This is a genomic window from Pseudomonas sp. TCU-HL1 (genome assembly GCF_001708505.1).
Taxonomy (GTDB): Bacteria; Pseudomonadota; Gammaproteobacteria; order Pseudomonadales; family Pseudomonadaceae; genus Metapseudomonas.
This window is the reverse complement of record NZ_CP015992.1, coordinates 6,233,221-6,244,007: the sequence shown is the minus strand read 5'-3', so window position 1 is coordinate 6,244,007 and position 10,787 is coordinate 6,233,221. Positions and strand designations below refer to the sequence as shown.

Below are 10,787 nucleotides of genomic sequence, written 5' to 3'. Positions count from 1 at the left end.
GGATGTCCCCCAAGTCGGAAAGATGCCGGACGCATAAAAACAGCGGCCATTGTAGCCTTGGCAGCACGAGTTATCCACACGAAACAGAGCGAATGGTTGAATAAAATCAAGATGTTATTCACTGCCCATTGCCAGCCTGTGTTTGGCACGATTCTTGTGGATAACCTATCGGTAACCCCCCTTCCAAGCCTGGGGAAAACCCTCTGCATATCCTGCCTGTGGGTAACCTGGCTATCTGCCCCCAGCTTCTGCCCAGCCCCTCCACAAACAAGCCACGCCTTTTGGACAAGGTTGTTAGGCAGGTTCCGGCCAATGAAATCGCTGGCCAGCGAAGGTTTTCCACAGGCGCGGCCATCCCCAGTTTTAAAAAACACAACCAAGCTTTCTTAAATATCCTCTCCTTCTATATTCTTTTGCTCGAGGGTACTGGTTGGAAATTGACCTGCTCGCCTCGTTTCAATAGAATTGCCGGTCTCTTTAAACGGGGGCCGCTTCGGCCCGTAGTGACCACCAGGTAAAGCATCATGAAACGCACTTTCCAACCCAGCACCATCAAGCGCGCTCGCACCCACGGTTTCCGTGCCCGTATGGCCACCAAGAACGGCCGCCAAGTCCTGTCGCGTCGCCGCGCCAAGGGCCGTAAGCGCCTGACCGTCTGATTTATCCGGAACGGGTGGTGAGTCAGGGCTTCGGTCGGGAAAAGCGTCTGCTGGTTCCCCGGCAATTCAAAGCAGTCTTCGACTCACCGACCGGGAAGGTTCCCGGCAAGCACGTCCTGCTCCTCGCGCGCGAAAACGGTCTTGATCACCCCCGCCTCGGCCTGGTGATCGGCAAGAAGAGCGTCAAGCTCTCCGTAGAGCGCAACCGCCTTAAACGTCAGATTCGCGAATCCTTCCGTCACAACCTCGAGTTGCTGGCCGGATGGGACATCGTGATCGTGGCGCGCAAAGGCCTCGGCGACCTGGAGAACCCTGAACTGAGACATCAGTTCGGTAAACTCTGGAAGCGCCTAGCGCGTAGCCGGGCTCGCCCTGAACCCGACACCGGATCAGGGGTGTCCGATAGTCCCCATGCGTAAACTGGCCCTCGCTCCGATCCAGTTCTACCGCTACGCCATCAGTCCACTGATGGCCAGTCACTGTCGTTTCTATCCCAGTTGTTCCTGCTACGCGCAGGAGGCCATCGAACAGCATGGCATCCTGCGTGGCGGCTGGCTGACCCTGCGTCGGCTGGGCCGCTGTCATCCGTGGAATCCGGGCGGCTATGACCCGGTGCCACCCGCCAACACTTCCCCAAACTCTTCGATGGCCGAGTAATCATGGATATTCAACGCTCGATCCTGATCGTCGCCCTGGCAATCGTGTCCTACCTGATGGTTCTCCAGTGGAACCAGGACTACGGTCAAGCCGCCCTGCCGACGGCAGCTACCAACGCGAGCAGCGCGCAGGCAACCCTGCCGGGCGAAAACGCAACCGCCAAGTCCAGCGACGATGTGCCGACCGCCAGTGCGGAACGCAACGAGCCGGCCACTACGCAGGCCGTCGCCCCAAGCAGCGACCTGATCCGCGTTGAAACCGATGTGCTCAGCCTGGCCATCGACCCGAGCGGCGGTGACATCGTCCAGCTGACCCTGCCGAAGTATCCGCGCCGCCAGGATCACCCGGATGTACCCTTCCAGATGTTCGACAACGGCGGCGAGCGTCTCTACCAGGCTCAAAGCGGCTTGGTCGGCACCAATGGCCCCGACGCCCGCGCCAATGGTCGTCCGATGTACAGCGCAGCCCAGCGCAGCTTCAAGTTGGCTGACGGCCAGGAGCAACTGGTCGTCGACCTGACCTTCAGCGAAGCTGGGGTCAACTACATCAAGCGGTTCACGTTGACCCGCGGCAAGTACGATCTCCAGGTGTCGTACAAGATCGAAAACCAGAGCGCCCAGCCCTGGACTGGCAGCATGTACGCCCAGCTCAAGCGCGATGCCAGCGCTGATCCGTCGACCACCACTGCAACCGGCGTTTCCACCTACCTGGGTGCTGCGGTGTGGACTCCGGACGAGCCGTACAAGAAGCTGTCCATGAACGACATGGACAAGCAGCCCTTCAAGGAAAACGTGCAAGGTGGCTGGGTAGCCTGGCTGCAGCACTACTTCGTGACGGCCTGGGTCGCGCCAAAGGACCAGAACAACGCTATCCAGACCCGCAAGGACTCGCGCGGTAACTACATCGTCGGTTTCGTAGGCCCTGCACTGAACGTTCCGGCGGGTGCCTCGGCCGAAACGTCCGCGGTTCTGTATGCCGGGCCGAAGGTGCAGAGCCACCTCAAAGAACTGTCCCCGGGCCTGGAACTGACCGTCGACTACGGATTCCTGTGGTTCATCGCCCAGCCAATCTTCTGGCTGCTGCAACATATCCACAGCCTGCTGGGTAACTGGGGCTGGTCAATTATCGTCCTGACAATCTTGATCAAGCTGGCCTTCTTCCCGCTCTCCGCCGCCAGCTACAAGTCCATGGCCCGCATGCGCGCCGTGTCGCCCAAGCTGCAGGCTCTGAAGGAACAGTTCGGTGACGATCGCCAGAAGATGTCCCAGGCGATGATGGAGCTGTACAAGAAGGAGAAGATCAATCCGCTGGGCGGCTGCCTGCCGATCCTGGTCCAGATGCCGGTGTTCCTGGCGCTCTACTGGGTACTCCTGGAAAGCGTCGAAATGCGCCAGGCTCCGTGGATGTTCTGGATCACCGACCTGTCGATCAAAGACCCGTTCTTCATCCTGCCGATCATCATGGGCGCCACCATGTTCATCCAGCAGCAGCTGAACCCGACTCCGCCGGACCCCATGCAGGCCAAGGTACTGAAGCTGATGCCGATCATTTTCACCTTCTTCTTCCTGTGGTTCCCGGCTGGCCTGGTCCTGTACTGGGTGGTCAACAACGTCCTGTCGATCGCACAGCAGTGGTACATTACCCGGCAGATCGAGGCGGCCAGCAAGAAGGCAGCAGCCTGACTGCAACGCCAGACAGATTGAACAAGACGCCCCCTCTGGGGGCGTCTTGCTATCCGCCATCCTTAAACCTCGGGTATCCACAGATGAATCCTGTCCGTGACACCATCGCCGCCGTTGCCACTGCCCAGGGTCGTGGCGGGGTGGGCATCGTTCGCGTTTCCGGGCCCCTCGCGGCGCGGATAGCCGAAGCCATCAGCGGCCGGGTTCCCAAGCCCCGCTTCGCTCACTACGGCCCCTTCCTCGATGGCGCCGGACAGACCCTCGACCAGGGCATTGCGCTGTATTTCCCCGGCCCTAACTCCTTCACCGGCGAAGACGTCTTCGAACTGCAGGGCCATGGCGGTCCGGTGGTGCTCGATCTGTTGCTGCGACGCTGCATGGACCTCGGGGCACGCCAGGCCCGTCCGGGTGAATTCAGTGAGCGCGCCTTCCTCAACGACAAGCTCGATCTGGCCCAGGCAGAGGCTATTGCCGACCTGATCGAAGCCAGCTCCGAACAGGCCGCGCGCAACGCCCTGCGTTCGCTGCAGGGCGAGTTTTCGAAGCGGGTGCATGCCTTGACCGAGAGGCTGATCGAGCTACGCATCTATGTCGAAGCGGCCATCGACTTCCCAGAGGAAGAAATCGACTTCCTTGCCGATGGCCACGTACTCGGACTGCTGGATGGCGTGCGGGAAAACTTATCCACAGTCATTCGGGAAGCGGGCCAGGGAGCACTGTTGCGCGACGGCATGAATGTGGTCATTGCCGGACGCCCCAACGCGGGCAAATCCAGTCTCCTGAATGCCCTGGCTGGACGGGAAGCGGCCATCGTGACCGATATCGCTGGGACGACCCGAGACGTCCTGCGCGAACATATCCACATCGACGGAATGCCTCTGCACGTTGTGGATACCGCAGGCTTGCGGGATACCGACGACCATGTGGAAAAGATTGGCGTCGAACGCGCCTTGAAGGCCATCAGCGAAGCCGATCGAGTGCTGCTGGTGGTGGATGCCACCGCCCCCGAGGCAACCGACCCCTTTGCGCTTTGGCCGGAATTCCTGGACCGCAAACCCGATCCGGCCAAGGTCACTCTGATCCGCAACAAGGCAGACCTCAGCGCCGAGGTCGTGGGCCTGGAGGTCAGCGACGACGGCCATGTCACGCTCAGCCTGTCCGCTCGCTCGGGCGAAGGCCTGGAACTGCTGCGTGAACATCTGAAAGCCTGCATGGGTTATGAGCAGACGGCTGAAAGCAGCTTCAGCGCCCGCCGCCGCCACCTGGAAGCCCTGCGTCAGGCCGGCGCATTCCTAGACCACGGGCGCTCGCAACTCACGCTGGCCGGCGCCGGCGAGCTGTTGGCAGAAGACCTGCGCCAGGCTCAGCACGCCCTGGGCGAAATCACCGGTGCGTTCAGCTCCGACGACCTCCTCGGCCGAATCTTCTCCAGTTTCTGCATCGGCAAATAAGCCGAAGCCCCTCTTTTTATCCACAGACAACGTGACTGCCCGTGATCCGGGCGGTCCGTTTCTGCCTGTTCGCCCCAAAAAAACTGCGCAGGAACTCTGTTGATAAGTGGTCCGTAACCCAGTCTATAACCCTGGTGAAAAGCCAAGGGATAAATCGCCTGTGCATAACTAGCCTTTAGCTCCACAGCTTTCTGACGGCTTACGCAGTGGCTACTGGCAGGATTGCCACAGCTTTATCATTCGCTGTAACCATTGTGATATCTGGCCTTAATGAGCTTATCCACAGAAATACCTTCCCCTAAGGAATAAACATAAAAATAGGCTTTTTAAGAAATTCTTCTCTCTATTTTTATTTTACCCACAGGGACTTTTCCCCATCTGGATAACTAACATGGGTAAGCCTCAGCTAACGTGCTGGCTACTTTTTGGCCAGACGGCTTCATGCGACCAAGTGAATTCCCCTATACTGTGCGGCTTTCTCTATTTCCCAGGCCTTGACAGGCACGAGGTGTGTGGTGGATTTCCCTTCCCGTTTTGACGTGATCGTGATCGGCGGCGGCCATGCCGGCACTGAGGCTGCCTTGGCAGCCGCACGCATGGGCGTGAAGACCCTGCTGCTAACCCACAATGTGGAAACCCTTGGCCAGATGAGCTGCAACCCTGCCATCGGTGGAATCGGTAAAAGCCACCTGGTAAAGGAAATCGATGCCCTCGGCGGCGCCATGGCCACTGCCACTGACCTCGGCGGCATCCAGTTCCGGGTACTCAATAGCCGCAAGGGGCCTGCCGTACGTGCCACCCGTGCTCAGGCAGACCGCGTTCTCTATAAGGCCGCCATCCGCGAGATCCTGGAGAACCAGGCGAACCTGTGGATATTCCAGCAAGCCTGCGACGATCTGATCGTCGAGAACGACCAGGTCAAGGGCGTAGTGACCCAGATGGGTCTTCGTTTCTTCGCACAATCCGTTGTGCTGACTACCGGCACCTTCCTCGGCGGACTTATCCACATAGGCTTGCAGAATTACTCGGGCGGTCGCGCAGGCGATCCGCCTTCCATCGCCCTGGCTCAGCGCCTGCGTGAGCTGCCGCTGCGCGTCGGGCGCCTGAAAACCGGTACCCCGCCGCGTATCGACGGCCGTTCGGTTGATTTCTCGGTCATGAGCGAGCAGCCCGGCGACACTCCGATTCCGGTCATGTCCTTCCTGGGCTCCAAGGAGCAGCATCCGCGCCAGGTCAGTTGCTGGATCACCCACACCAACGCGCGCACCCACGAGATCATTGCCAGCAACCTCGATCGCTCGCCGATGTACTCGGGCGTGATCGAGGGCGTCGGCCCGCGTTACTGCCCGTCGATCGAGGACAAGATCCATCGCTTCGCCGACAAGGACAGTCACCAGGTTTTCCTTGAGCCGGAAGGGCTGACGACCCACGAGTTGTATCCCAACGGCATCTCCACTTCGCTACCGTTCGACGTGCAGCTCGAAATCGTGCGTTCCATCCGTGGGATGGAAAACGCCCATATCGTGCGCCCTGGCTACGCCATCGAGTACGACTACTTCGACCCGCGTGACCTGAAGTACAGCCTGGAAACAAAGGTCATCTCCGGCCTGTTCTTCGCCGGTCAGATCAACGGCACGACCGGTTACGAAGAGGCTGGCGCCCAGGGCCTGCTGGCCGGCGCGAACGCTGCGCTGCAGGCTCAGGGCAAGGAAGCCTGGTGCCCGCGCCGCGACGAGGCCTACATCGGCGTCCTCGTGGACGACCTGATCACCCTGGGTACCCAGGAGCCTTACCGCATGTTCACCTCGCGCGCTGAGTACCGGCTGATCCTGCGCGAGGACAACGCCGACTTGCGTCTGACCGAGAAAGGTCGCGAACTCGGCCTGGTAGATGACAAGCGCTGGGCCGCTTTCGAAACCAAACGTGAAGGCATTGCACGTGAAGAGCAGCGTCTGAAGAGCACTTGGGTTCGCCCGGGCACGCCGGAAGGCGATGCCATTTCCACGCGCTTTGGTACGCCTCTGGCCCATGAATACAACCTGCTCAACCTGCTGAGCCGGCCAGAGATCGACTACGTTGGCCTGGTGGCGGTAACCGGCGGTGGCGCCGAGGACCCTCAAGTCGCTGAGCAGGTCGAGATCAAGACCAAGTACGCCGGCTACATCGACCGCCAGCAGGACGAGATCGCCCGCTTGCGCGCCAGCGAGGACATCCGTCTTCCGGAAGACCTGGACTACGCCACCATTTCCGGCCTGTCCAAGGAGATCCAGCACAAGCTCGGCAGCAGCCGCCCGGAAACCCTGGGACAGGCTTCGCGGATTCCAGGCGTGACCCCGGCGGCGATCTCCCTGCTGTTGATCCATTTGAAGAAACGCGGCGCTGGCCGTCAGTTGGAGCAGAGCGCCTGATGTCTCTCGTCACCCAACGCCACGCTGACGAACTGTCCAGTGGGGCGAAACAACTTGCCGTCGAAGTCAGCCTGGAGAAGCAGGAACAGCTGCTTGCCTACCTGGCACTTCTGATCAAGTGGAACAAGGCCTACAACCTCACCGCCGTGCGCAATCCGGATGAGATGGTCTCGCGCCACCTGCTCGACAGCCTTAGCGTGGTGCCTTATGTCGCCGCGCTTGGGGATAACTGGCTGGACGTCGGCAGTGGCGGCGGCATGCCAGGCATCCCGCTGGCCATCCTGTTCCCCGAACGCCACTTCACCCTGCTGGATTCCAACGGCAAGAAAACGCGATTCCTCACCCAGGTGAAACTGGAACTGAAACTCGCCAACCTCGACGTGGTCCACAACCGGGTTGAAGCCTTCGCTCCAGAGCGTCCGTTCAGCGGTATCGTCTCCCGTGCATTCAGTTCGCTGGAGGATTTCAGCAACTGGACGCGCCATCTGGGCGATGGCGAAACCTCCTGGCTCGCCATGAAGGGGCTGCACCCCAATGATGAGCTGCAGGCACTGCCGGACGACTTCCGCGTCCAGTCCGCGCATCAGCTGGAGGTTCCCGGTTGCCAAGGTCAGCGCCATCTGCTGATACTGCGCCGCACGCTATGAGGGGGAAGGCAGCCATGGCCAAGGTATTCGCAATCGCCAATCAGAAAGGCGGGGTCGGCAAGACCACCACCTGTGTCAACCTGGCCGCATCGCTGGTCGCCACCAAGCGTCGCGTACTGCTGATCGACCTCGATCCACAGGGCAACGCCACCATGGGCAGCGGCGTCGACAAGCTCGCCCTGGATCACTCCATCTACGACGTACTGACCGGCGAGTGTGACCTCGCCACCGCCATGCAGTTCTCCGAGCATGGTGGCTACCAGCTGCTGCCGGCCAACCGCGACCTGACTGCCGCGGAAGTCGCCTTGCTGGATATGCCGAGCAAGGAGCACCGGCTACGCGAAGCCTTGGCGCCGATCCGCGAGAACTACGATTACATCCTCATCGACTGCCCGCCCTCGCTGTCGATGCTGACGATCAACGCCCTGGTCGCATCCGACGGCGTGATCATTCCCATGCAGTGCGAGTACTACGCGCTTGAAGGCCTGTCGGACCTGGTGAACAGCATCCAGCGCATCGGCCAGCTGCTGAACCCGAACCTGAAGATCGAAGGCCTGCTGCGCACCATGTACGACCCGCGTATCAGCCTGACCAACGACGTATCGGCGCAGCTCAAGGCGCACTTCGGCGACAAGCTCTACGACGCCGTCATTCCGCGTAACGTACGCCTGGCCGAGGCGCCCAGCTTCGGTATGCCCGCCCTGGTCTACGACAAGCAATCCCGTGGCGCCATCGCCTATCTGGCGCTGGCTGGCGAACTGGTCCGCCGCCAGCGCGCCAACGCCAAAACCGCTACCGCATAAGGAATCCGCATGGCCGCGAAAAAAAGAGGTCTGGGCCGTGGCTTGGACGCCCTCCTGGGCGGCAGTACAGTCGCCGCGCTTGAAGTAGAGGCCGTGAAGGCCGATACACGCGAGCTTCAATACCTGCCCCTGGACCTGATTCAGCGCGGCAAGTACCAGCCCCGCCGTGACATGGACCCCACCGCCCTGGAAGAACTGGCACAGTCCATCAGGGCCCAGGGCGTGATGCAGCCCATCGTGGTGCGTCCAGTCGGCGGCGGCCGCTACGAAATCATCGCGGGCGAACGCCGCTGGCGTGCCAGCCAGCAGGCCGGCCTGGAGAAGATCCCGGCGATGGTCCGTGAAGTACCGGACGAAGCTGCTATCGCCATGGCGCTGATCGAAAACATCCAGCGCGAGGACCTCAACCCCATCGAGGAAGCCATCGCCCTGCAGCGTCTGCAGCAGGAATTCCAGCTCACCCAGCAGCAAGTGGCCGAAGCCGTCGGCAAGTCGCGCGTCACCATCACCAACCTGTTGCGCCTGATCGGGCTGCCTGAAGAGATCAAGACGCTGCTGTCCCATGGCGATCTGGAAATGGGTCATGCCCGTGCATTGCTCGGGCTGCCGCTGGAGCGACAGGTCGAAGGGGCGCGACATGTTGTCGCACGAGGCCTCACCGTGCGCCAAACCGAGGCACTGGTCCGGCACTGGATGAGCAGCAAGGAAAAACCTGTCGAAGCGGTCAAGGCTGACCCGGATATCAGCCGGCTCGAACAGCGCCTGGCTGAGCGGCTGGGCGCTCCGGTGCAGATCAAGCATGGTCAGAAAGGCAAAGGCCAGCTCGTCATCCGCTACAACTCCCTCGACGAATTGCAAGGCGTTCTGGCTCACATTCGCTGAAACACTTGGTGCTGTAGCAACGGTCGGATTTCACTACCCGGCAGTTGAACGGGGTGGGTTGCCACCCTATACTCTGCGCGCAATTTTGTCGGCACAAAGTATGCCAAGTCGTTGATTCAAGCGGCCGACGCCAGAGGAACTGCTGCGATGGATACCCGCACGCCAAACCGCTTGCCCTTCCATCGAATGCCGGTTTTCCCGGTACTGCTGGCCCAACTGGTCGTGTTGCTGATCGCCGCTGTCGTTTTATGGCAGTGGCGTGGCGCGGTAGCTGGGTACTCTGGCTTGTGCGGCGGCCTGATCGCCTGGGTGCCGAACCTGTATTTCGCCCGCAAGGCGTTCCGTTACACCGGAGCCCGAGCAGCCCAGGCGATAGTCCGCTCTTTCTATGCGGGCGAGATGGGCAAGTTGATTCTGACGGCAGTGCTGTTTGCACTGACGTTTGCAGGAGTGAAACCCCTGGATGCGCCGGCGGTATTCGGCGTCTTCCTGCTGACCCAATCGGTCAGCTGGTTTGCGCCCCTGCTGATGAGAACAAGATTTTCGAAACCTTAGGGCGTTTGAGGCAAACATGGCAGAGCAAACCGCTTCGGGCTATATCCAGCATCACCTGCAGAACCTGACCTTCGGTCGTCTGCCGACTGGCGAGTGGGGCTTCGCCCACAGCGCTGAACAAGCCAAGGAAATGGGCTTCTGGGCCTTCCACGTGGACACCCTGGGCTGGTCCATCGGCCTCGGCCTCCTGTTCGTCCTGCTCTTCCGCATGGCGGCCAAGAAAGCGACCTCCGGCATTCCCGGCGGCCTGCAGAACCTGGTCGAAGTGATGATCGACTTCGTCGACTCCAGCGTGAAGGACACCTTCCACGGCCGTAACCCGCTGATCGCCCCCCTGGCTCTGACCATCTTCGTCTGGATTTTCCTGATGAACGCCGTCGACCTGGTGCCGGTGGACTGGATTCCGGTACTGGCTGCCAAGATCGCCGGTAACGAGCACCTGGCATTCCGCGCCGTTCCGACCACTGACCCGAACGCCACCCTGGGCATGTCCCTGTCGGTGTTCGCGCTGATCATCTTCTACAGCATCAAGGTCAAGGGTATCGGTGGCTTCCTCGGCGAGCTGACCCTGCATCCCTTCAGCAGCAAGAACATGCTGGTCCAGATCATCCTGATCCCGGTCAACTTCCTGCTCGAGTTCGTGACCCTGATCGCCAAGCCGATCTCCCTGGCACTGCGTCTGTTCGGCAACATGTACGCCGGCGAGCTGGTGTTCATCCTGATCGCCGTGATGTTCGGCGCAGGCATCCTGCTGCTGAGCGGCCTGGGTATCGCACTGCAGTGGGCGTGGGCTGTGTTCCACATCCTGATCATCACCCTGCAGGCCTTCATCTTCATGATGCTGACCATCGTCTACCTGTCGATGGCGCATGAGGACAACCATTAAGAACGTGAAACGCGCCGGATGACCTTCTCCCACCGGGAGAAGGTGCCCGAAGGGCGGATGAGGGTGTCTGCACGTTCGAGATGGTCCCGCGCCAACCGGCACGGGAAAGCCCGCAAGGGCAGTGGGAAAAAAACGATTTCGCTTTACCGCTTCACTT

At 60.8% G+C, this 10,787-nt stretch carries 11 protein-coding genes; all 11 read left to right on the top strand.

The features are described 5' to 3' along the window. Positions 1-524 precede the first annotated feature (524 nt). A complete protein-coding gene (gene rpmH / locus THL1_RS28500; RefSeq protein ID WP_003290924.1) occupies positions 525-659 on the top strand; it encodes a 50S ribosomal protein L34 in 135 nt (44 codons plus the stop codon). Positions 660-673: 14 nt separating this feature from the next. Next, positions 674-1,078: a ribonuclease P protein component gene (gene rnpA, locus THL1_RS29395; RefSeq protein WP_083246033.1), complete on the top strand. Its 405-nt coding sequence runs from the start codon at positions 674-676 to the stop codon at positions 1,076-1,078. Continuing rightward, positions 1,071-1,316 (top strand): membrane protein insertion efficiency factor YidD, encoded by a 246-nt coding sequence (gene yidD, locus THL1_RS28490; RefSeq protein WP_069086367.1) that lies wholly within the window; start codon positions 1,071-1,073, stop codon positions 1,314-1,316. The genes rnpA and yidD overlap by 8 nt, the downstream gene beginning before the upstream one ends. A gap of 2 nt (positions 1,317-1,318) precedes the next feature. Beyond that, positions 1,319-2,998: a membrane protein insertase YidC gene (gene yidC, locus THL1_RS28485; protein ID WP_069086366.1), complete on the top strand. Its 1,680-nt coding sequence runs from the start codon at positions 1,319-1,321 to the stop codon at positions 2,996-2,998. Between the two features lie 83 nt (positions 2,999-3,081). Then, a complete protein-coding gene (gene mnmE / locus THL1_RS28480; RefSeq protein WP_069086365.1) occupies positions 3,082-4,449 on the top strand; it encodes a tRNA uridine-5-carboxymethylaminomethyl(34) synthesis GTPase MnmE in 1,368 nt (455 codons plus the stop codon). A gap of 515 nt (positions 4,450-4,964) precedes the next feature. Then, positions 4,965-6,857: a tRNA uridine-5-carboxymethylaminomethyl(34) synthesis enzyme MnmG gene (gene mnmG, locus THL1_RS28475; protein WP_069086364.1), complete on the top strand. Its 1,893-nt coding sequence runs from the start codon at positions 4,965-4,967 to the stop codon at positions 6,855-6,857. Continuing rightward, positions 6,857-7,504: a 16S rRNA (guanine(527)-N(7))-methyltransferase RsmG gene (gene rsmG, locus THL1_RS28470; protein WP_069086363.1), complete on the top strand. Its 648-nt coding sequence runs from the start codon at positions 6,857-6,859 to the stop codon at positions 7,502-7,504. Before mnmG ends, rsmG begins: the two co-directional genes overlap by 1 nt. Positions 7,505-7,518: 14 nt before the next feature. Then, the gene (locus tag THL1_RS28465) at positions 7,519-8,307 is read left to right on the top strand and encodes a ParA family protein (RefSeq protein WP_069086362.1); all 789 of its coding nucleotides are present in this window, start codon (positions 7,519-7,521) and stop codon (positions 8,305-8,307) included. Positions 8,308-8,316: 9 nt separating this feature from the next. Further along, a complete protein-coding gene (locus THL1_RS28460) occupies positions 8,317-9,189 on the top strand; it encodes a ParB/RepB/Spo0J family partition protein (RefSeq protein ID WP_069086361.1) in 873 nt (290 codons plus the stop codon). A 147-nt stretch (positions 9,190-9,336) separates the two neighbouring features. After that, positions 9,337-9,744: a F0F1 ATP synthase subunit I gene (locus THL1_RS28455; RefSeq protein WP_069086360.1), complete on the top strand. Its 408-nt coding sequence runs from the start codon at positions 9,337-9,339 to the stop codon at positions 9,742-9,744. Between the two features lie 16 nt (positions 9,745-9,760). Further along, positions 9,761-10,630: a F0F1 ATP synthase subunit A gene (gene atpB, locus THL1_RS28450; RefSeq protein ID WP_069086359.1), complete on the top strand. Its 870-nt coding sequence runs from the start codon at positions 9,761-9,763 to the stop codon at positions 10,628-10,630. The last annotated feature ends 157 nt before the right edge of the window (positions 10,631-10,787 follow it).

Excerpts from the sequence above, each read along its gene's own strand:
- yidC (WP_069086366.1), top strand. The coding sequence starts at position 1,319 with ATGGATATTCAACGCTCGATCCTGATCGTCGCCCTGGCAATCGTGTCC.
- THL1_RS28455 (WP_069086360.1), top strand. The coding sequence starts at position 9,337 with ATGGATACCCGCACGCCAAACCGCTTGCCCTTCCATCGAATGCCGGTT.
- rsmG (WP_069086363.1), top strand. The coding sequence starts at position 6,857 with ATGTCTCTCGTCACCCAACGCCACGCTGACGAACTGTCCAGTGGGGCG.
- rpmH (WP_003290924.1), top strand. The coding sequence starts at position 525 with ATGAAACGCACTTTCCAACCCAGCACCATCAAGCGCGCTCGCACCCAC.
- atpB (WP_069086359.1), top strand. The coding sequence starts at position 9,761 with ATGGCAGAGCAAACCGCTTCGGGCTATATCCAGCATCACCTGCAGAAC.
- THL1_RS28460 (WP_069086361.1), top strand. The coding sequence starts at position 8,317 with ATGGCCGCGAAAAAAAGAGGTCTGGGCCGTGGCTTGGACGCCCTCCTG.
- yidD (WP_069086367.1), top strand. The coding sequence starts at position 1,071 with ATGCGTAAACTGGCCCTCGCTCCGATCCAGTTCTACCGCTACGCCATC.
- mnmE (WP_069086365.1), top strand. The coding sequence starts at position 3,082 with ATGAATCCTGTCCGTGACACCATCGCCGCCGTTGCCACTGCCCAGGGT.
- THL1_RS28465 (WP_069086362.1), top strand. The coding sequence starts at position 7,519 with ATGGCCAAGGTATTCGCAATCGCCAATCAGAAAGGCGGGGTCGGCAAG.